The 22,319-nt window shown below is 62.4% G+C and carries 20 protein-coding genes and 5 pseudogenes; 10 read left to right on the top strand and 15 right to left on the bottom strand.

The genetic code is table 11. The features are described from left to right. Window positions 1-69: 69 nt before the first annotated feature. The 8 genes and pseudogenes from A4G99_RS02915 to A4G99_RS25645 form a co-directional block, all read right to left on the bottom strand. A pseudogene (locus A4G99_RS02915) lies at window positions 70-1,418 on the bottom strand (NADH:flavin oxidoreductase). A gap of 203 nt (window positions 1,419-1,621) precedes the next feature. Continuing rightward, window positions 1,622-2,047 carry a DoxX family protein gene (locus tag A4G99_RS02910; RefSeq protein WP_066139243.1) on the bottom strand — a complete coding sequence of 142 codons (426 nt, stop codon included), beginning with the start codon at window positions 2,045-2,047 and terminating at the stop codon, window positions 1,622-1,624. 126 nt (window positions 2,048-2,173) lie between these two features. Next, the gene (locus A4G99_RS02905) at window positions 2,174-2,731 is read right to left on the bottom strand and encodes a thioredoxin family protein (protein ID WP_066139241.1); all 558 of its coding nucleotides are present in this window, start codon (window positions 2,729-2,731) and stop codon (window positions 2,174-2,176) included. Window positions 2,732-2,845: 114 nt separating this feature from the next. Continuing rightward, on the bottom strand, window positions 2,846-4,882 hold the full coding sequence (locus tag A4G99_RS26795; RefSeq protein WP_223301657.1) for a glucodextranase DOMON-like domain-containing protein: 2,037 nt from the start codon (window positions 4,880-4,882) through the stop codon (window positions 2,846-2,848). A gap of 290 nt (window positions 4,883-5,172) precedes the next feature. Continuing rightward, a pseudogene (locus tag A4G99_RS26790) lies at window positions 5,173-6,093 on the bottom strand (hypothetical protein); the annotation flags it as partial. Window positions 6,094-6,166: 73 nt separating this feature from the next. After that, window positions 6,167-7,184 (bottom strand): annotated as a pseudogene (locus A4G99_RS02895) (glutathione S-transferase family protein). Window positions 7,185-7,483: 299 nt separating this feature from the next. Beyond that, on the bottom strand, window positions 7,484-8,254 hold the full coding sequence (locus tag A4G99_RS02890) for a hypothetical protein (RefSeq protein WP_066139238.1): 771 nt from the start codon (window positions 8,252-8,254) through the stop codon (window positions 7,484-7,486). Window positions 8,255-8,301: 47 nt separating this feature from the next. Then, window positions 8,302-8,478 (bottom strand): hypothetical protein, encoded by a 177-nt coding sequence (locus A4G99_RS25645; protein ID WP_190303670.1) that lies wholly within the window; start codon window positions 8,476-8,478, stop codon window positions 8,302-8,304. Between the two features lie 212 nt (window positions 8,479-8,690). Between A4G99_RS25645 and A4G99_RS02885 the strand changes: the two genes are divergently transcribed. From A4G99_RS02885 to A4G99_RS02865, 7 genes and pseudogenes are all read left to right on the top strand, one after another. Then, window positions 8,691-9,833, top strand: coding sequence for an MFS transporter (locus A4G99_RS02885; RefSeq protein WP_223301656.1), 1,143 nt, complete (start codon window positions 8,691-8,693; stop codon window positions 9,831-9,833). Between the two features lie 99 nt (window positions 9,834-9,932). Next, window positions 9,933-11,065 (top strand): annotated as a pseudogene (locus tag A4G99_RS02880) (citrate synthase). A gap of 201 nt (window positions 11,066-11,266) precedes the next feature. Continuing rightward, window positions 11,267-11,888: pseudogene (locus tag A4G99_RS26785) on the top strand (ATPase domain-containing protein); the annotation flags it as partial. Between the two features lie 21 nt (window positions 11,889-11,909). Continuing rightward, on the top strand, window positions 11,910-12,557 hold the full coding sequence (locus A4G99_RS26780; protein WP_255359014.1) for an ATPase domain-containing protein: 648 nt from the start codon (window positions 11,910-11,912) through the stop codon (window positions 12,555-12,557). 1 nt (window position 12,558) lies between these two features. Continuing rightward, a complete protein-coding gene (locus A4G99_RS26775; RefSeq protein ID WP_223301655.1) occupies window positions 12,559-12,735 on the top strand; it encodes a hypothetical protein in 177 nt (58 codons plus the stop codon). Further along, on the top strand, window positions 12,732-13,100 hold the full coding sequence (locus A4G99_RS02870) for a response regulator (RefSeq protein WP_066139235.1): 369 nt from the start codon (window positions 12,732-12,734) through the stop codon (window positions 13,098-13,100). Before A4G99_RS26775 ends, A4G99_RS02870 begins: the two co-directional genes overlap by 4 nt. 185 nt (window positions 13,101-13,285) lie before the next feature. Beyond that, window positions 13,286-14,032: a ribonuclease H-like domain-containing protein gene (locus A4G99_RS02865; RefSeq protein ID WP_066139232.1), complete on the top strand. Its 747-nt coding sequence runs from the start codon at window positions 13,286-13,288 to the stop codon at window positions 14,030-14,032. A 783-nt stretch (window positions 14,033-14,815) separates the two neighbouring features. Here the strand turns inward: A4G99_RS02865 and A4G99_RS02860 are convergent. After that, window positions 14,816-15,475 (bottom strand): cyclase family protein, encoded by a 660-nt coding sequence (locus A4G99_RS02860; protein ID WP_066139229.1) that lies wholly within the window; start codon window positions 15,473-15,475, stop codon window positions 14,816-14,818. A gap of 151 nt (window positions 15,476-15,626) precedes the next feature. Between A4G99_RS02860 and A4G99_RS02855 the strand changes: the two genes are divergently transcribed. Both A4G99_RS02855 and A4G99_RS02850 read left to right on the top strand, forming a co-directional pair. Then, window positions 15,627-17,102 (top strand): ATPase domain-containing protein, encoded by a 1,476-nt coding sequence (locus A4G99_RS02855; RefSeq protein ID WP_066139226.1) that lies wholly within the window; start codon window positions 15,627-15,629, stop codon window positions 17,100-17,102. Further along, complete coding sequence (locus A4G99_RS02850) at window positions 17,095-17,475, top strand: response regulator (RefSeq protein ID WP_066139222.1); 381 nt, start codon at window positions 17,095-17,097, stop codon at window positions 17,473-17,475. Before A4G99_RS02855 ends, A4G99_RS02850 begins: the two co-directional genes overlap by 8 nt. A gap of 482 nt (window positions 17,476-17,957) precedes the next feature. Here A4G99_RS02850 and A4G99_RS02845 read toward each other — a convergent pair whose 3' ends face one another. From A4G99_RS02845 to A4G99_RS26760, 6 genes are all read right to left on the bottom strand, one after another. After that, window positions 17,958-18,698, bottom strand: a complete 741-nt coding sequence (locus A4G99_RS02845) for a DUF6293 family protein (RefSeq protein ID WP_066139219.1) — start codon at window positions 18,696-18,698, stop codon at window positions 17,958-17,960. Window positions 18,699-18,893: 195 nt separating this feature from the next. Then, entirely contained in the window at window positions 18,894-20,183 is a 1,290-nt protein-coding gene (locus A4G99_RS02840; protein WP_223301654.1) for a hypothetical protein, read from the bottom strand. Next, window positions 20,162-20,386: a hypothetical protein gene (locus A4G99_RS26770; RefSeq protein WP_223301653.1), complete on the bottom strand. Its 225-nt coding sequence runs from the start codon at window positions 20,384-20,386 to the stop codon at window positions 20,162-20,164. The genes A4G99_RS02840 and A4G99_RS26770 overlap by 22 nt, the downstream gene beginning before the upstream one ends. Beyond that, entirely contained in the window at window positions 20,383-20,559 is a 177-nt protein-coding gene (locus A4G99_RS26765; protein WP_223301652.1) for a hypothetical protein, read from the bottom strand. The genes A4G99_RS26770 and A4G99_RS26765 overlap by 4 nt, the downstream gene beginning before the upstream one ends. Next, a complete protein-coding gene (locus A4G99_RS02835) occupies window positions 20,556-21,662 on the bottom strand; it encodes a DUF58 domain-containing protein (RefSeq protein WP_223301651.1) in 1,107 nt (368 codons plus the stop codon). The genes A4G99_RS26765 and A4G99_RS02835 overlap by 4 nt, the downstream gene beginning before the upstream one ends. Continuing rightward, window positions 21,659-21,820, bottom strand: coding sequence for a hypothetical protein (locus A4G99_RS26760; protein WP_223301650.1), 162 nt, complete (start codon window positions 21,818-21,820; stop codon window positions 21,659-21,661). Before A4G99_RS26760 ends, A4G99_RS02835 begins: the two co-directional genes overlap by 4 nt. 228 nt (window positions 21,821-22,048) lie before the next feature. Between A4G99_RS26760 and A4G99_RS26755 the strand changes: the two genes are divergently transcribed. Next, a complete protein-coding gene (locus A4G99_RS26755; RefSeq protein WP_066139216.1) occupies window positions 22,049-22,264 on the top strand; it encodes a hypothetical protein in 216 nt (71 codons plus the stop codon). Window positions 22,265-22,319: the final 55 nt, after the last annotated feature.

Here is a 22,319-nt window from a genome sequence, read left to right as displayed (position 1 = left end):
GTCCGAAATCTCGTTACTCGTGCTCGTCGTCGTCACTGTCCTTCGTTTGGATGCCACCCCGAATACCCGTTACGACTCGGTGCGGTCGGCATCGGTTTCGCTCCCGTTTCGCTCGTAAGCACCCTCTTTCCGGAGTTTCCCGCTCCGTTCGAGCACGCTCGGGGTGCGACAGACGCCGCGAGCGCCGGCCGCCTGCGGAACGGTGCAGTTGTTGCAGTTCTCGCAGGCGACGGCCGTCCTCTCCCCGTCCAAAATCCGCGCCGGAAGCCGCGGTTCGGCGTAGAACGGCCTCCCCATTCCCACCGCATCACAGGACCCGTCCGCGAGCAGTCGATCGATCTGCGGTCGATTTCGAATCCCGCCCTCGGCCAGCACGGGGATCGAAACCTGCTCCGCCACACGGCGGGTGAACGGCCGGTTCCACGCCGGGTCGAAGTCGTATTTCAGCGATTGGAGCCAGTTGAGCAGGGCGACGACGGCGCGCGCGGCTTGCTCCCGAACGCCTCCTCGTACCCTTCTCGGAACCGCTCGTCGCGCCACGCGCGGGACGGAAACGCCCCGCGGATGATGCTCGCGTCCCAGAACACGGAGGCCTGTACCGGAACGACCGCGTCGAAACCGACCGCCTCCAATCGGTCGCAGATTCGAATTCCGTCCTCCAGCGAGAGATGTCGCCGGACGAAAACGGGGGCGGTCGTTTCGGCCGGTACTTTCGTCATGATCGGAACGTCGGGGCCGACGCGCTCCCGAATCTCGTCGTACACGACTTCGAGAAATCTCGTTCGGGCGGCCAGCGATCCGCCGAACTCGTCGTCGCGCCGGTTGTAGAACGGCGAGAGGAACTGCTGGACGATGCCCATGTTCGCCCCGGCGATGTGAATCCCGTCGTAGCCCGCGTCAACCGCGTACGCCGCCGACCGGCCGAAATCCGCCGCGAGGTCGTACACCTCCGCCGTCGAAAGGACGTGCGGGTCGTAGTCCAGAAAGCTCAGTGTATCGAGCAGTCGAAGAACGGCGGGCGGTCGGGAAACCGCGAGTTGTTGCAAATCGGGATGCTTCCGACGATAGCCCGCGTGCCACGTCTCCATGCTCCGCAAGCCGCCGTGTTCCAGTTGGATGAAAATTCGACTTCCGGTCCCGTGGCCGTGAATCGCGTCCGTGAGTCGTGTGAGTCGGGAGACGAATTCGGGGTCATGTACCCGCGTCATCCCCGGCGCGGCACAGCCCCCCGTCCCGCGGACGATAGTCGCTCCTTGACAGATCAGCCCAACACCCGACTCGGCGGCGGGTTCGAGTTCCCGAATCAGGACGTCCACCGCGTCCTCCCCGTTGCCAGCGCATTCGAGCAACGGGGCGCGATAGAGCCGATTCGGCAGTTCGACACCCCCGATTTTCAGTGAATCTTCGAGTTGCGGCACGGTGACGGTGAATTCGTCGGATTCGCTCCTAAAGGTTTGCGCGAAAAAACGTCCTCGTGGGAATGGTCGACTTTGCGATTCGGAGGGCTGTCGCTGCGGGGTGGCTGTGCTCCTCTCGTGGTAACGTCCGGAAGTCGAAATCACCACGCCTGAAGCTACTCCTGTTCGAAAATTCGAAATCGAAAATACCGCACGCGACCGCCTTATCGTTCGCTCTGTTGCTTCTTCTTCGACTTCTCGCTCTCGGCGACGCCGAGGAAGGCGAATGCCGCGCCGAGCATGGCGGCGTTCTTCAAGAAGTGGTTCTGTTCGTTCCCCCGTTCCTGTCCTTCTTGATTCCAGAAGTCGTGGGTAAACGGCGTGACGCCGACCAGGAAGCTGATGGCGGCGCTGGCGGCGAGTCCGGGAAGTTTCCACAGGCTGATTCCGACGCCGCCGACGACGAGAAGCCAGTGGGACGCCACCACGGACAACTCGGGCATCGGGACGCCCTTCGCTTCCGCGTAGCCCGCCTGTGCTTCGATGTTTCGAAGTCCGGAAATTCCCATGTACGTCAGCAGGCCGCCGAACAGCACTCTGGCGAGCCTGAATCCGGTTGATTTCGCTACCGTGTCGCTGCTTTCTGCCATGGCTGACTACACGTCCAATCGCCACTTATAGCTGATTCCCAAAATGTTCGGTATCGCTCACGTCGGGGCGTGACACCGGTGTTACCGCCTCGGTTGCTCCCGATTATTCAATCTATTTGTTCCCTTTCACTTCCACTTGATCGAGCACCCACGCGACGGCAGGAACTCCAAGTCCACGTCCTCGCCCGCAAGCACGCTGTCGATGGCGTCGCGGATGTAGAACTCGGTCGGTTCCGCGTCGGGATTCAACGCGTCGTCGAGTCTGCCGTGGTACGCCAGCGTGAACGTGTCGCCCTCGTTGCGGAGCAGGAAAGGGTCGGGCGTGCAGACCGCGCCGTAGGACTCCGCGACTTCCTGTGTCTCGTCGTGGAGGTAGGCATCGTAGGCGATGGTTCCGTTCTGGACCATCTCCTGCATGTTGTCGAAGGAGTCCTCCGGGTACTCCTCGGCGTCGTTCGCATTGACGCCGACGACGGCAACGTCGTCGTACTCCTCCGCGAGGTCGTTCAGCAGGTCGAACTTCGCCTTCGCGTAGGGACAGTGGTTGCAGGTGAACACGAGTAACACGGCGTTGTTGTCGGAGAAGTCCGACAACGTGTGAAAGACTCCGTCGGTGCCGCGCAGTTCGAAGTTCGGCACCGGATCGTCACGCCCGATTTTCTCCTCGGATTCCTTCAGTACCATATCTACTCGTTTTCACTGAACCCTCAAAACAGGTTCGCCCACATCAGGTGGTTTTCGCCGGTGAAAACAGCGGAAACGGTGGTCTCGTGGAATCGTCCCATCTCCCTTCCGCTCTCAGAGCGACAGGTACGGAATCGTCGCCAACTCGTCCGCCGAGTAGGCGAGGGCGTCGGCCTGACTCACGCTGTCGGGCGTCACGAGGTCGATGACGTTCGGGTTCATCGAGTCGTCGCGCCCGCCGCCGAAGGTGTAACCACCCGCGGTCGCGTTGACGGGTCGAATCCGGCCCGGACTGTAGCCGTCCTGTCCGAGCAGTAGCGGCACGGGTTGCATGCCCGTCAGGTCGCCGAATACCGACTTCGGCAGTTCGAGCTTCACCGCATCGACCGACCCGTATCCCGTTATCGTCACGTCCTGCGTGAGTTCGCTTCCGTCGGCACCTTCGACGCGGGCCGGAACGAATCCTTCCGCGACGACGCGGTAGTGGTACGGCGCTTCGAACGTCGCGTTGACGCCCTCGCGTGCGGCCGTCGTCCCGTCCGCGTCCGATTTCTCGGGGTCACGGAGGTACACCTGAATCGTCTGGAGCGACAGTTCGTTGCCGCCCCACGGGTTCGTCAACTCGCCCGCGAGGGAGAGCAGGAACTGATAGCTGTCGTCGGTCTCGTAGACGCCGAACTCCTCGATGTCGAACGCGCCGTCCACGAACTCGCCGGAGGTCGGATAGGTGTACGAACCCGGTCCGTCGTCGTCGCCTTCGGGGTCGTCCCACGTCGCAACCTCGTCGCCGACGTCGACGTACGCGACGGTCTTTCGTCGCACCGCCGTGCCCATCTCGTCCAACGAGTCGGCGTCCGTCGCTGCCGCCACCGTAATGGTGCTCTCCCCGTCGCCGACTTCGACGTCGACGCTGAACTCGCCGCCCTCGCGGACAACGGTATCCGCCGACGTCTTCACGACGACCGTCGCGCCGTCGGTATCCCCGGAAATCGTCACGGTTCGATCCGTGACCGGTGAGGACGGGAACTCGACGGATAGGTTCGGTCCGTCCGGAACCTCGCCGTCGGCGTACCGTCCCGCCACGAACTTCGGCGTCTCGACCGGCCGTCCGGCCTCGACGCCGTATGCGAGGCGGACGAACTGCGCCATGCTCCACGAGAGCGGGGTCGCCGACCCGGTTCCCTCACCGAACTCCCACCCGTAGTCGGTCGGGTCGGGTCGGTCCCACACTTGCTCGGGAATCATCCCGCCCGAGTTGGCGAACTTCGCCATCGTACCGAGCAGGGACTTCGGGTCGTACCGGCGCTCACACCCCGTGAGCAGTTCGTACTCGCCGCGCTCGCCGGTGAAGATGGGCCAGAGTCGGCCCTGTCCTTCGTTGTCGAGCGTCCACGGACCGCCCTCTCGATACTGGTCACTTTCGTCCTCCCCCTGCTCGCCGTAGCCGTCGTCGTTGTAGCGGTAGAACGCCGGGCCGTACGGCGTCTCGACTTTGATGGTGTCGTCCACGACGGCCAACGAGTTCCGAACGACCGGGTCGTCCCACGGCTTGACGCCGAGACGGACGAGTTCGAGGAATCCCGCGTCGATGACGTTCCGCTCGTCCAACGTCGGCCCGCCGTTGTTGATGGCCCGTGGTGCACCGTCGTCGCCGAGTTCGTCGTTGATGCGGAAGTAGTAGGGCGTGTTCGTGTGTTCCTCGGTCCCCTCCGTCGTCGCCATCCACTCCTCGGTGTTCGCCTGCCAGTCGTCGGCCAGCGCGAGGTAGACGAGCGCGTCGGCGTCCTCCCCTTCCGCGTCGGCGAGCGCGGCGGAACAGGCGAGTCCGGCGATTTCCGCCGCCGTCGTGCTCGGCGAGTATCCGGCCTCCTCCTCCCATCGTTCCTGGCCGGTCGCCGGACCGTGCCCGACGACGTACTCCGTCGAACGGCGAACGTTCCCGTAATCGTAGCTCACGTCGTCGAACCCGATGCCGTGGCGCTCTCGCAGTTGGTACGCCATGATCTGCGGGAACGAGATGTTGTCCATCTGTTCGCCGCCCCAGCGCGTTCGCCCGTCGAGGAACGTGTTTTGGGGCAGGAACCCCTCCTCGTTCTGCTGATACTCGTACAGGTATTCGACGGCGGCAATCGCGCTCTCCTCGTCCCCCATCGCCGACAGCGCCGTGAACGCCTGATACAGTCGCTCGACCAGACGAAGTTGTAGCCGTAATCCGACGGTTCGTTCGCCACCACGGCGTCGCCCCACGGGACGCTCGGACTGGCGACCCCCGCGCCGCGGAACCGCTTCGACTCGGCCGCCTTCAACGCCATCGCGCTGGCATTAAACTGCCGTCGTAGGTCGGCGTCGCCTCGCACGCTCTTCGGTACATCGACGCCCTGCAGATAGCTCCGCCACGATTTCGCGTAGCGCGCTCGTATCTTCGAAAACGGCGACGAGAGCGCCGATTTCGCTTCCGCGTACGCACTCCCTTCGTCCGCGTTTTCGGCGAAACCGAGCGCGACGGTGGCCTTCAGGTGTTTCGTTTCCGTTCCGAGACGCCCGACGAGGGTGATGTTCCCGGTCGCCTCGTCGTATCTCGTGTCCGCCGACCCGTCCGTCAGTAGCGGCGAGACGCTGTCGCCGCCGATTACGTCGACCGTCGTCCACTCGAATCCGGCGTCCGCGACGAGCGCCCCGGCGACGTTGTACGGGTCCCCGTCCTCGTCCAGAATGACGGCGTCGCCGTCGTTTTCGGCCGTGTCGTGGCCCGTCAAGTATTTCGAACTTCCGTTGGACTTCGCGTGCCCCACGTCGCCCATTCCGCTGTTGGAGAACGCGGTGTCGGCGAGGGCGTACACGTCGTACTTGGCGCTCCCACTGAACGTCACGTCCGCAAGAAGCGCGTCGTGGTCCGGATGCGCCGCGTACTCCACGACGAGTTCCCAGTTCCGGTCGCCGGTCGCAGAAATCGTCTGTCGGAACGAGAGCGAATCGTCGTCGACCATCTCCGTCGTTCGCTCGACGCCCTCCTCGTCGTCGTCCAGTCGGGAGACGTCGAACGAGCGAGCGACGTAGCCCTCTTTCGGTGCGGCCACGACGAAATCGAGCGTCCGGAGGTTGATGTAGTCGATGCGCGGAAACCGCGTCTCGGTCAGGGCACCCTCGGTGAGGGTGAACCAGACCCGCGACGGGTCGTCCGCGTCGTGGTCGGCAACGGTGCCGACGCCGTACTTCTCGCCCGTCGTCCAGTAGGCGTCGTGCCGCCGGTCGGCATTCCCTCCGCCGTTATCGGCGTCGCCATCGCCCCGACGACGCCCGCCCCCACCAGTGTCAGCGCGGTCCGCCTCGTCATATCGAATGTTTTCTCGCGCACGTCGCAATCTACGATGATTGATTACTTCATACTTTCCCAAACATACTTATCTATAATTTCTGATTCGTGGTTCCGTTGTTTCAGTCGGTGTCGTTTCGGAAGTGATCTCGGCGACGAATCTCCTCCGGTGGCCCGCCCGCCAACCGGTCCCTGTCGTGTTCCTCCTCGAAATCGAGTTCCGGGCCGACGGGCACGATTCCGGTCGGGTTGATGTCCGTGTGGCTTCGGTAGTAGTGCTCCTTGATGTGGTCCATGCGGACGTCTCGGCGACGTCCGGTAGTTGCATCAACTCCTTCAGGTAGTTCCAGAGGTTCGGGTAGTCCACGATTCGCCGGACGTTGCATTTGAAATGGGTTGCGTACACCGCGTCGAAGCGGACGAGCGTCGTGAACATACACACGTCCGCTTCGGTCAACACCGGGCCGCAGAGATACCGCTGCTCGGCGAGCACGTCCTCCCAGTGATCGAGCGCGTCGAACAACTCCTCGACGGCCCCTTCGTAGGCCGTTTGCGTCTCCGCGAATCCCGCGCGATACACCCCGTTGTTGATGGGTTCGTAGATCGCTTCGATGGTTTCGTCCACCTCGTCGCGGTACTCCTCGGGATACAGCGTCACGTCCCGGTCCGCGATGCCATCGAACGCGGTATCGACCATCCGCATGATCTCTTTCGACTCGTTGTTCACGATGGTCCCCCGCTCCTTGTCCCAGAGGACGGGCACCGTCACGCGCCCCGTGAACTCCGAGTCGGCGTTCGTGTACACCTCGCGGAGGTAGTCGGCCCCGCTGATATGGTCTGGCGTACAACCGGGCTTTTCGGGGGAGAACTCCCACCCGTCGTTCTTCCGATGCGGGTCCACGACCGACACCGAGACGTGGTCGTCCAGTCCCTTCAGCGCCCGCGTGATGAGCGTCCGGTGTGCCCACGGACAGGCGTACGAGACGTACAGGTGGTAGCGTCCCGACTCCGCGGGAAACTCGCTTTCGGGGTCCGCTTCGACCCACTCACGAAACGAGTCGTCTGCCGCTCGAACTCCCCCTCGTCGTTCGTCGTCTCGTACGCGTCCGTCCGCCACTCGCCGTCCACGAGCATGTTCATATCGAGCGATAGGTCGTTGCGGTCCTTAGCGGTGGGGTTCCCCCACGTTCCTTCCGGGTCCACCGCGGGAAACCGATCTATCTCCTCTCCGCCGTTCCGTTTTCCGGAATTCCATCCCGTATTCTCTCTAGAAAGATAGTGAGACAGCTATCCGGAAATCTATCCGAATAGCAATCTATACAGAAATATATCCAGATATCTATCCAGAAATCCGTCTTCAGACGCTCTCTAACTGGTTCTTTCCGCCATTTTCCTTCGAGAGACGACCCATCCGATGGGCGAATCCCACTCGGCGTCAGTTACGCCGACCCGTTCGGGTCGGTCCGAGTGCCGGTCCTTCGTGGCTGTTCGTCGATGATCCGAACGCGCATCTCCCCGTCCAACACGAGCACCAACTCGTCGCCGGATAGCCGTATCGTCGTTCGCAGTTTTGGCGGGTCTTCGGAGAGAACTCGCGTGTTCTCCGCCGCCAATTCGCCGAGTTTCCAGTACGGAGTCGTCGTGACATCGATTCCGTGGTCGTAATAGAACGAAATCACGGCGGGGTGACTGACCACGTTCTCCAAAACCGTCGTCCGAAGGAATCCTCGACAGCGGTCACACGTGTGCGTAATCTCGACTTTTCCATCCGTATCGAACCCGTGGGAGACGGTGCTCGAACACCACGGACAGATGCCGTCACGAAGGAGGAAAATCAGCCGTTTCGTCCAGCGGTCGAACGCCCGAATTCGGTCCTCGTTCGACCTTCCGTCGAGGCCAGCGGGGAGAAACGGTCCGTTCGAAGCCGACTCGTCGCACGCGGCACAGTACACGTAGAACACCTGATGGTCGTATCGCAGTTCGAGCGGGGATTCACAGTTCGGACATCGTTCGTCGAGCGGAATCGGGTCGATTGCGTCCGGTCCCATGACGCTCCCGAGCATCGCTCGATAGAGGGCGATGCCCCCGGCGAGATGCGTATATCCGTCGTCCGTTTTCCGGAGGAACGTCCCATCGAGTGCGTTTAGATGGTACTGAAACCCGCCGCTGTCACGCATTCCGACGGCGTCCTTCAACTCGGTGAACGTCACCAGAAGCCAAGGGCTTCTGGTTGGCGAACGAATCGCTCTGCGATTCGTCACGTCGCGGTCCAACCGGGCGCGTTCCAGAGGGCGTACAGGATTTCGAGTCGGGTCTCGTTCGCGAGCAACTGGAAGGCGTCCCGAAGTCCCTCGTCTTCGTGTTCCGACGTCACGATTTCCCGTTCGATGGGGAGGAATTTCATCCGGTCGGTTTCCCCTTCCAATCGTGACAACGATCCAATTGAAACGCCGTTCAGCGAACCCTTTTCTCACTCGATTGTGTCCCTCTCGGTACGAACGCGCCAGTGACGGCGCACGATGCATGAATCCACGACAGAGATACTTCCATTCGATTCACACCGGTTTCGAACCGTCCACTGAACGAAGACGCGAACACCCACGATGCCATCGCTGAACGAACTGATCCGTCGGTTCTACGCCTACCGTGGCCTCACTTCCGAGGGATTCGTCTACCCCATCCTCACGGTTCACGCCTGCTCGCACAGGGACTCGACCTCGCCGGTGTCGGCTTCGCCGCGGGGTCGTCTTCGTCGGCACGCTCCTCGGCGAGATTCCGACCGGCTACCTCGGCGACCGAATCGGCCGTCGGAACGGACTCGCCCTCGGGTCGGTGCTCGTCTCGTTGACCCACCTCGGCTTCGCGTTCGCCCACTCGCTCGCCGGTTTCGTCGCGCTCTGGGGGTTCTGGGGTGTCGCGGCGACGTTCCGCTCCGGCACCACGGACGCGTGGCTGTACGATACCCTCTCGGATCACGGTGAGACCGCCTCGTTCGCCCGAATTCACGGCCGCAGTAGCGCGACGTTCTACGCCGCCGCCGCGACGACTGCGCTCGTCGGCGGGGTGCTGTACGAGCAGTGGGCCCCGTTGCCATTCCTCGCCGCGGCGACGTTGACGGGCCTCGGAACCCTCATCGTCCTGACGCTCCCCGAGCCATCGGCCAGCAGCACGAACGAGGGATTTTCGCTCGCCGACGCGCGCACCGCACTCGTCCGCGTCGTCTCGAACCGCCGCGTTCGGTCGTTCGTCCTCCTCTCGGGCGTCGCCATCGCCGTTCCGGAAACCGTGGACGTGTTCGTCCAACCGGTCGCACTTTCGGTCGGGTTCACCCCCGCCACGCTCGGCGGCCTGTACGCGGGACTGATGCTCGCCGCCGCCACCGGGTCCTCCGTCGCGGCCAGAATCGGCGAACGGTTCGGTATCGGCGGTTGGTTCACGCTCGGACCGCTCCTCCTCGCCTGCGGGTTGCTCGGCGCGAGCGTCGTTCCGTCGTCGTCGCTTCCGGCGTTCCTCCTCTCCCGCGGAACGAACACCGTTTACGGTACCCTTCAGAGCGCGTTCCTCAACGACCGGATCGATTCACACGGCCGCGCGACGACGCTCAGCGGCGTCTCGATGATCCACGCGCTCCTCTTCTTCCTCGCCCGCACGGTTGGCGGGACGCTGGCGAACGTCACCTCCCCGCTCGTCGCCCTCGCCACGTTCGGGTTCGTCGCCGTCGGTTCGGTCGTCGTCTTCCGTTCGGTTTCCGATCCGTTCGCGTCTCGCGGGTCGGTCGCCGTCGACTGACCGACTTCCGTGCGGAATCGTCGGGTCTTCACGAATCAAAACCCCTCCTGGGAAATATAGGGTATATATCACCTTGCTCCTTGTAACATCGTTCGAAGCATGACCGACCAAGCCACGAACGAGGGACTGGAGGACGTCATCGTCGCCGAAACACGGCGGAGCTACATCGACGGGGACGCCGGTGAACTGGTCATCGCGGGGTATCGCTCTCGGAACTCGCCGAGAACGCGACGTTCGAGGAGACGGTCTTCCTGCTCTGGAACGACCGGCTACCGACCGCCGACGAGTTGGCGTCCCTCCGCGCCGACCTCGCCGAGTACCGCGACCTCTCCCCCGCGACGCTGGACCTGCTTCGGGCGGCCGCGGCGGACGACGCCCCGCCGATGGACGCGCTTCGGATGGGAGTCGCCGCCGCGACGCTCGGCCACGAAACCGACGGCTCCGAGGACGAAGCACGACTCCTCGTCGCGCAACTCCCGACCATCGTCGCTGCGTACTGGCGACTCGAAAACGGCGAAGAGCCGGTTTCCCCCGACGACGACCTCTCGCACGCCGCGAACTACCTGTACATGCTCACGGGAGAGGAACCGACCGACGCCGAGACTCGCGGGTTGGAGACCTACCTCAATTCGGTGGTCGACCACGGCCTCAACGCCTCTACCTTCAGCGCGCGGGCAATCGTCTCGACCGAGACGGACCTCGTTTCGGCCATCACCGGCGCGGTCGGTGCGCTCAAGGGACCGCTTCACGGCGGCGCACCCGGCCCGGTTCTCGACATGCTCCTCGACATCCACGAGTCCGGGGATACGGAGGCGTACGTCGAAGACAAACTCGACGCCGGGGAGCGAATCATGGGGTTCGGCCACCGCGTCTACAACGTCCGGGACCCGCGTGCGGCCGTCCTCTCGTCAGCCGCCGAATCGTTCTACGAGGCAGGTGGGGAACGCGAGTTCTTCGAGACGGCGAAAACGGTCGAGACGACGACGACCGACCTGCTCGCCGAACGCAGGCCGGACCTCAGTCTGGCGACGAACGTCGAGTTCTACACGGCCGTCCTCCTCCACGGTATCGGGATTCCGTCCGAACTGTTCACGGCGACGTTCGCCGTTGCTCGCGTCGGCGGTTGGACCGCCCACTGCTTGGAACAACTCGACGGCAACCGCATCATCCGCCCCCGTTCGTCGTACGTCGGCGGGGAAAACCGCGAGTGGCGACCGGTCGAGAACCGCTAATTGTACTTTCGCCACTAACTGTCCATCACGGTTCGTTTTCATCGGCATCCGTGTCCTGTGAGGTCCGATATTCGTCCTGTGATATCCTCACTCTCCCACGTTTTTGCATCGAGATTCGGATGAAGCGTGTGCTTGCTTGCGATTTGTTGCTCTCACGCCCAATAGAGATATATGTCTATTCCAGCGAGTATGTAATAGAGTATGACTCTCAGTCCACCGAAGCGAATATCGACCGGTGTGGATGGACTGGACGAGATACTGCACGGCGGCATTATACCGGGACGGAGCTATCTCGTTCGGGGCGATCCAGGTACAGGAAAGACGATTCTCGGCATTAACTATCTCACTACGAACCCGGACGATACCGTCATGTTCGTCAACTTGGAGGAGTCGGAACACGACATTCGGGAGAACGCGGCGACGCTCGGCATCGACATCGGTGCCGTGAACTTCCTCGATTTGAGTCCCGACTCGGACGTGTTCGTCGACGACCAATCGTACGATATCTTCTCTCCCAGCGAAGTCGAACAGGAACCGCTCACGCAGGCGATCACGGACCGCGTCGAAGCCATCGAACCCGACGGGTGTTCATCGACCCGCTCACGAAACTTCGTCACCTCACGTCCGGCGAGTATCAGTTCCGAAAAGCAGGTCATCGCGTTCATGCGGTATCTGAAAGAACAGGGTGCGACGATCCTACTCACGTCGGAAAACACGGAGAACTCGCGACGACTACCTCCAGTACATGACCGACGGCACCATCGAACTCAGGCGCTCGGAGCGAGGTCGAACCATCAGCGTGCCGAAGTTCCGCGGTTCCTCGATTCGGGAAGGAAGACATTCGATGCGAATCGATGAAGGTGGGATCGCCGTCTATCCCGAACTGACGACCAACGAGCACGACAGCGAATACGTCGCGGAACCGATTCCGTCCGGCGTCACCGAGATCGACAAACTGCTTCACGGCGGGCTCGAACGCGGGACGGTTTCCGTCCTCAGCGGGCCGACCGGCGTCGGGAAGACCACTGCCGGAACCCAATTCATGAAGGAGGCCGCGAGCCGTGGCGAGCGTTCCATCATCTACATGTTCGAGGAATCCACCGAGACGTTCATGCGGCGGAACAAGGCCATCGACATCCCCGTCGGGGAGATGATGGAGGAGGGGACGCTCTCGGTCGAGGAGGTCGAACCGCTCGATCACTCCGCGATGGAGTTCGCGAGAAAGGTCCGTCGCGAGGTCGAGGAAAACGACATCAGCATCGTGATGATCGACGGCCTGCAGGGGTACAAACTGTCCGTCAGTAGCGAGGACGACGAGATGCTGGTTCGCAAGCTCCACACACTCTCGCGCTATCTCAAGAACATGGGCGTCTCCGTCATTCTCGTGGACGAAATCGACACCGTCACCGGCGACTTCCGCGCGACAGAGGCGGGTATCAGCTATCTCGCCGACAACCTCGTCTTCCTCCGGCACCTCGAAATCTCCGGCTGAGATGCGCAAGGCAATCGGCGTCCTGAAAAAACGCACCAGCGACTTCGAGCGGACCCTTCGTGAGTTCCGCATCACCGAACACGGTCTCGAAGTCGGCGAACCGCTCACCGGTCTCCGAGGCGTCCTCTCGGGTGCACCGGAGTGGATCGAGGACGCGCCGAGACTCGATAATGAATGACCGACGCATCGCTCGTGCTCGTTTTGAGCAAAAACGAGCGCAATCAGTCCCTCCTCACCGACCTCGTCAACGAGGAGGGATGTGAAACCAGGCCCGTCTCGACGGTCGAGGAGTTCGACAGCGTCCTTCGGGGCGAGGATTCCATCACCATCGCCGTTCTCGACACCGAAGGGTACACCGCCGACCTCTGGAAGCGGTGTGGCTACCTGAACGAACGCGACATCCCGACCGTGGTTCTCACACCCGAAACCCCGCCACACGTCCGCCGCGAAGCCATCAGTCGCGGCGTTCGCTCTATTCTCGAAAAGCCGGTCGACACGGCCGATCTACGGGCGACGATTCGCGGCATGCTCTCGACGACGTAAGGAGTTCGGCGTCATCGGCTCGTTCGCGTCTCTCGTCGTACTTGCCTCGCTCATCTCTCGTCGCTCTCGCCTCTCTCATCTCTCGTCGCACTTGTCTCTCGTCGTACTCGTTCTCGTTCGCCGGGTCGGTCGTTCCCGTCCGCAAGAGACAACGCCTTTAACCGTCTCGGCATATCCTTCGGTCGATGCGAATCGAGAACAGTTTCATTCCCGTCCGCGGGGTGGGCGAGAAGACGGAGCAGAAACTGTGGCGAAACGGCGTCACCCACTGGGACGAGTTCGACCCGTCCCACGTCGGGAGCGCCACGGGCGACCGAATCGAGTCGTTCATCGCCACCGCGAGCGAGCACTTGGACGACGGCAACTCCGCCTTCTTCGCCTCGGCCTTTCCCTCCAGCGAGAGCTGGCGATTGTACGAGAACTTCCGCTCGGACACCTGCTTCTTCGACATCGAGACCACCGGTTTGAGCCACTTTTCGAGCGTCACGACCACCGTCAGCCTCCATCGCGACGGCGAGACGAAGACCCTCGTCCGCGGCGACGACCTGACCGCCGAAGCCCTCCAGCGCGAACTCGGCGAGTCGGACCTCGTCGTCTCGTTCAACGGCAAACGCTTCGACCAACCGTTCCTCGAACACGAGTTCGACCTTTCGCTCGACACGCCGCACGTCGACCTGATGTACACCTGCAAGCGCCTCGGTCTCACGGGTGGCCTGAGTGCCGTGGAGTCCGCCCTCGGAATTTCCCGCGGCGGCATGGACATCGGCGGCGAGGACGCCGTCCGCCTCTGGCACCAGTACGAAGCGGGCGACGAGGAGGCGTTGGAAACCCTGATCGAATACAATCAGTACGACACGCAGAACTTGGAATCGATTCTGGAACACGCCTGCGACGAACTCCATCACGACGTCTTCGCCCAACACGTGGAGTAACGGATTGTTTTTCGGGTTTTTGAGGTCGATTTCGACTCCGACTGAGCTTGCTACGCAATCTCGTGATTTCAGCGACTACGATGATGGCCCCGAAAGCCCCCGCCCGTTCACGGTCGCTGTGACGGATATTCTGGCCTCTCCGCCACGTTCGGCCAGAATAGTAGCCTCCACAGCGACTAAAACAAGCGTGAACAGGCGCCCCTTTCAATCCCACCGCAACCGCCGCCGCACCCCGGACCACGCCCTCCCCAACCGATTCACTCCACTCGCGCCGGAAGAGCGAAGCTCTTCCGTGCTCCCGTTCGCAGACTCACGGGAACTACACTCGTTCCGCTCGTCCCTCGCACGATAGCCAACAAGCCCGAGGATGACTGCTCCCCTCGGGCTTGTTGGCCCGCGCGCACCCGGGTGGACGGGGTGGGCGCTACGGACCAACTGCCACGGCGCGCGACGTCCTCGTGAGCGGGCGGACCGTCGGTCCCGCTGGAAGCGACGCGAAGCGCCGGCGACAAAGCGAACGAGTGGCTCGTCAGAGCTTTGCTCTGACGGTGGCGCACGGCAGTGCGCCACGTGCGAGGGATAACTGACGACGCGAACGAACGTGAGCGGCGGAGTGAATCGGTTGGGGAGAGTGTGGGCGGTTGCGGTAGCGGTATGATGTGGCTCGGTTGCTGAAATCAAAGCAAACCTAACCACCTCCCTTCGACGCGAGCGGGTTGGAGGTTTTCAAACTCGTTGTGACGGTGCCCCAGTACTTTTCAGTCGGTTCCAGTACTGGTCCGCTCACCATTCCGCGACGGCACGAACCGGCCCACCATCTGCATCAGCCACGGCTAGCGGAAACGCCGAGAGTCGAAACCGCTCGGGAAGCCCGTCTAGATTCATCAGATTTTCTAGAATCAGGTGATCCGTGCCGAGGAGCGCGTGGTGGGTGGGGATGCCGTCGGGTTCGGCGTCGCCGGCGTTTTGGGTCGGTGTGGGGTCCACGTTGAGGGCGTCGATGCCGACGTGGTAGTCGTGGTCGGCGCACCACGCCGCGGCGTCGGCCGTGAGATACGGGTGGTCGAAGTAGGCGTCCATGCCCCAGTGAGCGTCCCACCCGGTGTGGAGGACGAGCAGGTCGGCGTCGGACTCGTCGTTCGAATCCTCCTCCGACTCCACCAACTCCTCCCGTTCGATGGGTTCGCGTGGGTCCTTTCCTCGACAGTCCACGAGACGGGCGTCGAACGCGAACGTCTCGATGGAAAACGAATCGAGAGTCCGACCGTCGGATTCGGTGTGGCTGGGTGCGTCGACGTGCGTCCCGCTGTGGGTTCCGAGTTCGAGGCTGGTGACGCGGTAGCCATCCTCCTCGTGTGTCGCGTGGGGGGTGCACTCGACGCGCGGGTCACCGGGGTACACCGTCGTCGCCGAAGTCAACGGATGGGTACAGTCGCGTAACATGTTCGTTCGATTCTCGAACCTGTGTGATAAAAATCTCGTCGCCCGACTTCCCTACTTAAAACATTGTATTACTACCACTCGTCGTTCGATTACGGATTATATATTCCGATAGAAATATAGCCTCCCACTGGACATCTATATCAACGCGCGCATGAGTGATTCCAAACTGACAAAAATTTTGACTGGAACACCGGGTCTCGACGAGATTCTACGGGGTGGATTTATTGCGGAACGAAGTTATCTTCTCCGGGGTGATCCGGGGACGGGCAAAACGATTCTTGGAATGAAGTATCTCACGGAAGGTGTCGATTCGGACGAGACGGTACTGTTCGTCAATCTGGAGGAATCCGAGGACGACATCCGTGACAACGCTTCCACGCTCGACATCGATCTCTCCGACGTTCATTTCCTCGATTTGAGTCCCGACTCGGACGTGTTCGTCGACGAGCAATCGTACGACATCTTCACGCCCAGCGAAGTGGAGCAGGAACCGCTCACGCAGGCGATTACGGACCGCGTCGAATCCATCGACCCGGATCGGGTGTTCATCGACCCGCTCACTCGACTTCGTCACCTCACGTCCAACGACTACCAGTTCCGGAAGCAGGTCATCGCGTTCATGCACTACCTGAAAGAACAGGGTGCGACCGTCCTGTTCACGTCACAGCACAGCGACGAGTCGTCCGACGACGACCTTCAGTACATGACGGACGGTACCATCGAACTCGAACACACCGCACACGGACGGACGATCAACGTCCCCAAATTCCGTGGGTCGTCGGTCAACGAGGGCGACCACGCGATGCGGATTCAGGACGGCGGCATCGCCGTCTTTCCCGAACTCACCCCCGGCGAGTACTCCAAGGAGTTCGAACTCGACGCCATCTCCTCGGGTGTCCCCGAGGTGGACCAACTGCTCAACGGTGGATTCGAACGCGGGACCATCACCATCCTCAGCGGGCCGACCGGCGTCGGGAAGACGACCGTCGGGACGCAGTTCATGAAGGAGGCCGCTGGACGCGGCGAGCGGTCGGTTATGTACATGTTCGAAGAGACGCTGGAGACGTTCCGCGAACGCAGCCAAAATATCAACATCCCCGTCAAGCAGATGGAAGAACAGGGGGCACTCACGGTCGAGGAGATGAAACCGCTCGACTGCTCGGCGACCGAATTCGCCTATCGAGTGCGGAAGGACGTCGAGGATAACGACACCAGTATCGTCATGATCGACGGCATCGACGGTTACAAACTCTCGCTTCGAGACGACGACGACCGCGTGTTGGTTCGCAAACTCCACACGCTCTGTCGGTATCTGAAGAACATGGGAATCACCGTCATCCTCGTGGACGAAATCGACTCCGTCACCGGCGAGTTCCAGGCGACGGAGGCAGGTATCAGCTATCTCGCCGACAATATCGTTTTCCTTCGGCACCTCGAAGTGGCGGGTGAGATGCGCAAGGCAATCGGCGTCCTGAAGAAACGCACGAGCGATTTCGAACGGATGCTCCGCGAGTTCCAGATAACCGAACACGGACTCAAAGTCGGCGAACCGTTGGACGAACTCAGCGGTGTTCTCTCCGGTTCTCCAGATTGGGCGCGAGGACAATCGGAGACGAATAATGGGTGAAGCGGCTCTCATCCTCGCACTGGGAAAACGGGAGCGAAACCTCGAACTGCTCGCTGACCTGCTCAAGAACGGCGGCTACGACGTCGAAATAGCGACCAGCATGGGTGAGTTCGACGAACTGCTCGAACAACGCGACGACGTGGCCCTCGCCGACCACGACGTGGACGGCTTCACCGAGGACATCTGGAAACGGTGTGAACAACTCAACGCCCGCGACATCCCTATGCTCGTCCTCGCCGCACAGATACCACCCGCAATGCGACAGAAAGCGGTCAGCCGCGGCGCACAGACCATTCTCGAAAAGCCGGTCGACAAGGCGGACTTACAGGCGACGATACGTGGGTTGATGGAATACATCCGGATGAATCGCTGACTGGCCACTCCGCTCGATGCGCTTTTTCGCGTACCGCTCGAATTCGACACCAATTTCACACTTCCGTTCCGGACAATCACGACGTTCGAATCATCGAAGGAGAAGGGATGACGAACCGTTTTGCGACCCACCGGGAACCGTTGGGGGCGAGAGGTGAGTGGGCGGGAGCGGGATGGGGTTGGGGGGTGGAAGCTGGCGTGGCACCGAGGGCGGTACGGGACCACGGGCGATGTGGGCCGAAGCGCGTCGTTGGGGGGAACGACCGGGGGTGGTGGGCCGCTACGTCGTCATCGATTATTTCTATACCCGATACCTAATTCAGTACTTCCATCTTACTATCAATAGCAACGTTACTGTCGATAGTATCAACACACACCATACTATTCTATCTATCCGTACTCACCGCACTCGATTCGTTCCTAACACTCCGTTCGGCGTCCTTCCTGCACGTCGAACACCCTCCGACCACTTCCACCTCGTCGCTACAGTTTATGCCGAAACGCTCGGAGCACGTCGTGTCCGGTGTCGGTCAACGTCACTTGCTTTTGGCGTCCGACTTTCCGAACCTCGATGTAGTCGTCCCGTTGCAGTGGGTCGATGATGTTCGCGTTCAACAGGGCGAACTTCGCCTTGTCGTTCGCCGGATTACTGTCCGCGATGAAGGAGAGTCCCGCCTCTTCGGAGTACCCGATAATGTCCTTCTTCTTCGGCGTGTACACCTCCGTATCCGACTCTTGGAGGTAGTTCATCACCGACACTTGATCGCGCGTCGGCGATTCGATGGGGTAGGTCGGGAGCACTTCCTCACCCGTGTATCCGTAGCTTTGCCGTTCTTCCCTGTCCGCGTGCGCGTACCCCTCCGGATGGACGTAGTAGGCCGTCGCGTCCGTCGCCATACAAGCAATCGCCGCGCCGACGGCGGAGAGTTTCGACCCGCTCGCGACGTTCACCCGAACGATGTCGTCCCGGTGTTCAGAAACCAGCGTCGTGACGATTCCCAACACGTCATAGATATCCATCAAGTCCACCGTCCGCGACCGGACGTCGATCCCTTCCGCTTCGAGTTCCTCCTTCAATGCGTCGTGATAATCCGGGTGGTCGGATTCGGGACCGTCGTGTTCGAGGAGATAGAGGATGTCCACTCCGTGCTCCCGAACGGGACCCAAGATTCGGTCGTATTCGAACCCGAGCGGAGCGATATGTACCTCATCGATGGATTGCATAGCCGATTTCTTTGCGTGAAACTCGTTAAAACCGCTAGATTTTCGTCCCGCCTTCCGTTCGAGTACCACCAACTCACGGCGAAATTTATGTCAAAATGGGAAAATTCGTCACGCCAACATCTGATAGCCAATTGAATGGATGGCCGAGAATCTAGTCGCGTCTCGTATCGGATCGAATCCGCGACTCGTCGGTCGTCACCGCGAGTCCGTCGCCTCCGCGTCCGTCGCAAGCAGGAGGGTGAACGAGACGACCGCGACCAACAGCAGGACGAGCGCGAGATACCCACGCCACGAACTGGTCGGCAGTGACACCGGCCCCACGAACGATAACGTTCCGACGGCGAGACCGACCCCGAGTACGGCGACGAGCAGTCCCCCCGTCGCGTGGGCTACCTCACCGCGGCGTGTCTCTGCCGCCCGCCCGATTTGTAGTCCGACCTCCGCCGCGTGGTCGCCCACGTCTCGGACCACGAGGGCGGCACCGACGGCACAGAAGACGATGACCGGGGCCGCTCCGAGTCCGGCGGCGGCGAGTGCGCCGATGAACAGCGCCGCGCCGCCGAACGCGAATCCGCTCGCCGAATCGAGCGCGACCCACGGTCTGACCGCCAACACGGCGAACACCTGCACCAACACGAGCAGAATCAACACGCCCGCAACGCTTCCCGCGATGACCGTCGCCGGACCGAGTTGTTCGACCATTCCCCAGGGTTCGATGGTCGCGAGCGTCGATCCGACCGACGGGACGAACATTGATACCGCTCCGACGAGTCCCGCCAACGCGACGCCGCCGATACCACCGGCCGCAAACGCGAGCGTCTGGGGCGGTTCGTCACCCATCCACGCGATGATGACGTGTTGTGCCCCGCGCGCGGCGAGGAGTACCAGTTCGAACAGGATGATCGCACCGACGACCGCTTGAAGCACGCCCGAACCGAACACCAACCGGATTACGTCCCCGAGCACGGACAGCGACGCCAGTAGCCTCGCAAACCAGCGCGGTCCCCATCCGGAATACACGACGATGATCTGTATCGCGAGGAACGCCCAGTAGGCCACCGGGACCGTTTCGAGTCTGAAGCCGAACGGTTCGAGGATTCGCTGCCGGAGTCGTGCCTTCGCCGGAAGCCAATCGTCCAGTATCGGGACCACCCAATGGAGCAGTTCGACGGCCACCAAACAGCCGATTTGCAGGGCGACGATCATCGCCAGCGTGCTCGACGTGGCGGCGTTGACGATGACCAGACCGCTGAGTCCCCCGAGCGTCCTGAAGAGACCGCCGTGGATGCACACCGCGAGGGCCGTCCCGACGACGAGCACCGCGGTGGACCGCCGAAGCATGAGATACACCGGAAAGCCGACGTTCGACGAGAGGTCGACCCTCGCGTTGAGCAGTACCGCCGTCATTCCGAGTCCGAGCAGGAGCGAGAACAACGGCGGCGTCCCGAGCCCGGTGGAGGCCGTCAGTGCGATCGCACCGCCCACGATGGCGAGCTTCCGGCCGCTCGGCGTTCGTTCTGCTTCGACTGCATCCCGTTCGCGCCCAGCGCGATGCAGACCGCACCGACGACGCCCGCCGCGACGCTGACGAGGTTACCCGTTCCGACGCCGAGCAGAATCACCGCGCAGACCGCAACGACGCTCGCCAACGCGCCACCGAAGCGCGTCGAACCGTGATTCACGCTCATGCGGACCTCCTCGTGCTCTTCGAGACGGCCGCCGCAAGCGGTTCGTCGGGCGACCAATCGATCGCACGGAGTCCGCTCCGTCGCACCTCGTTCAACCGTTCCGCTCGCGCGAGACCGGACACCGTCCCGCCCGGCGTGTCCGTTCCGGTCATGTCCGGACTGACGACGGTCACGGCGTGCCCGTGTGCGTCGAACCGTTTTGCGACGAGACGGCCACGTCGTCGGCCAGCGGCGAGAGGAATATCACCTGCGTCTCGGAGGACAGACGTTTCCGGAGTCGCTTGAACCGCGACTCCCGTATCCGTTCGTCGCGCCCGGCTCCGAAGAGTCCGCTTCCGCTCGTCGTCTTCCGGGGCGTCTCGATCTTTTCGAGTTCTTGACGGACACGGGCGACCTGCTCGCGGCCGCCATCGGGCGCGAGAAACAGGGGTTGTGCACCGTACAGCGCCAATCCGACGAGGTCGTTCTGCCGGACGAGCGCGGCCGTCATCCGCTCGGCCGCGTATCCGGCGAGGTCGATGGCGTTCGGCTCTCCCGACCGGCGTGCGATACAGGCCTTCGATCGGGCGTCGATGAGGAGCAGGACCGACGCGGACCGACTCTCGCGGAAGTTCACCGTCGTTAGCTCTTGGGTCCGCGCGAACCGCTTCCAATCGATTCGGCTCATCGGGTCGGCGGGACGATACTCTCGTGTCGAGTGGAACTCGATACCTTCGCCGCTCGCATCGGTCTCGATGTGCCCCGGCATGGAAGTGGTCAACTGCGACAGCGGCATGTCCTCGACGTACGTATCACACGTAATCGTCATCGGCAGGTTTCGCTCCTCGCGGGCTTCGGCCGTCCCGCTCATGGATTTGGCCACGAGCGTCGTCGGTTCGAACTCGTGTGCGCCACGCTGGGCGCGAATCGTGTACGAGAACGAAACGGTTTCGCCCGGCCCCACACTCGTCCCGTGGCGCGGCGACCCGTCCACGACGCCGAGTTGGTCCGGAACGCCGTCCACGATACGGAGGTCCGGGATCGCACGGTCGCCGTAGTTCTCGACGGTCATCGTCACCCGTACGTCCTCGCTCGGGCGGGGGGATCGCTCGCTCACCGACCGGTCGACTTCGACCGTGATTTCCGGCGTTCTGGACACGAACTGGTAGGCCGCGTAGACGAAGCCGATGACTGCCGAGAGGAACATCACGGTGTTTCCGGTGACGACGCCCGCCGCACCGGCGAGCAGCGCCACCGTCATTCCGGCGTTCAACCGCGGGCCGTTCCCGTCGCTCATCGTGACTCCCCTCCGTTACGAGTTCGGAGTTCCGAAACCGCCCGCTCGGCGCGGCGTCGAACGTCTCGCCACGCGCCCAGTCGCTGATTCTCGTACGAAGCGGAATGGAGGCGTTCGACGCGCCGAGGAAGGCCGCCGCACGCGGGTCGTCCGTCCACGACCCCGCTTCGAGTCGCTCGGCCGCTTCCTGTTTGGTGTCTCCCTCTGCATGGAGCGTTTCGATCGCGGCCCTTCGAACGTGACGCCGCGCAGTCGCCCGGCGACTGCGCCGCTCCCTGGCTTCTATCCCGAGGTCTTCGGACAGTCGAAGCCCGTCGTCCACGTCGGACCCGGTCGTCCGCTGTTCGTGGAAGTGCGCTTTCTCGGGTTCGGTTCTCGGTTGCCAGATGACCTCCCGCTCGTCCACCACGCCGTCTTTCAGCGACCAGATGGCGAGCACGCCGCCCGCGCCAGCGAGGAGGAAAATCGTCATCGGTCTCGCGATCCAGCTGACCAACGGCCTGACCGTGGCATCCGGCACGACCTGCGGGACGAAGACGACGAGGAACGCGCAGGCCAGCGAAACGATACCGACCGTGAACAGAATTCGCTCGCGGCTTTGATCGGTTCGGAACAGTCGTCCGACGTATCCGACAACGCGTCCGGTGACACGTCCCA

Origin of the sequence: Haladaptatus sp. R4, from assembly GCF_001625445.1 — an archaeon.
Classification (GTDB): domain Archaea; phylum Halobacteriota; class Halobacteria; order Halobacteriales; family Haladaptataceae; genus Haladaptatus.
This window is presented reverse-complemented; position numbering and strand designations above follow the sequence as displayed.

Bases quoted from the DNA above. Each gene is read 5' to 3' on its own strand.
- A4G99_RS02910 (WP_066139243.1), bottom strand. From the start codon at position 2,047: ATGGCAGAAAGCAGCGACACGGTAGCGAAATCAACCGGATTCAGGCTC.
- A4G99_RS02905 (WP_066139241.1), bottom strand. From the start codon at position 2,731: ATGGTACTGAAGGAATCCGAGGAGAAAATCGGGCGTGACGATCCGGTG.
- A4G99_RS26795 (WP_223301657.1), bottom strand. From the start codon at position 4,882: ATGGGGGACGAGGAGAGCGCGATTGCCGCCGTCGAATACCTGTACGAG.
- A4G99_RS26780 (WP_255359014.1), top strand. From the start codon at position 11,910: ATGCGAATCGATGAAGGTGGGATCGCCGTCTATCCCGAACTGACGACC.
- A4G99_RS26775 (WP_223301655.1), top strand. From the start codon at position 12,559: ATGCGCAAGGCAATCGGCGTCCTGAAAAAACGCACCAGCGACTTCGAG.
- A4G99_RS02870 (WP_066139235.1), top strand. From the start codon at position 12,732: ATGACCGACGCATCGCTCGTGCTCGTTTTGAGCAAAAACGAGCGCAAT.
- A4G99_RS02865 (WP_066139232.1), top strand. From the start codon at position 13,286: ATGCGAATCGAGAACAGTTTCATTCCCGTCCGCGGGGTGGGCGAGAAG.
- A4G99_RS02860 (WP_066139229.1), bottom strand. From the start codon at position 15,475: ATGTTACGCGACTGTACCCATCCGTTGACTTCGGCGACGACGGTGTAC.
- A4G99_RS02855 (WP_066139226.1), top strand. From the start codon at position 15,627: ATGAGTGATTCCAAACTGACAAAAATTTTGACTGGAACACCGGGTCTC.
- A4G99_RS02850 (WP_066139222.1), top strand. From the start codon at position 17,095: ATGGGTGAAGCGGCTCTCATCCTCGCACTGGGAAAACGGGAGCGAAAC.
- A4G99_RS02845 (WP_066139219.1), bottom strand. From the start codon at position 18,698: ATGCAATCCATCGATGAGGTACATATCGCTCCGCTCGGGTTCGAATAC.
- A4G99_RS26770 (WP_223301653.1), bottom strand. From the start codon at position 20,386: ATGAGCGTGAATCACGGTTCGACGCGCTTCGGTGGCGCGTTGGCGAGC.
- A4G99_RS02835 (WP_223301651.1), bottom strand. From the start codon at position 21,662: ATGAGCGACGGGAACGGCCCGCGGTTGAACGCCGGAATGACGGTGGCG.
- A4G99_RS26755 (WP_066139216.1), top strand. From the start codon at position 22,049: ATGACCTCCCGCTCGTCCACCACGCCGTCTTTCAGCGACCAGATGGCG.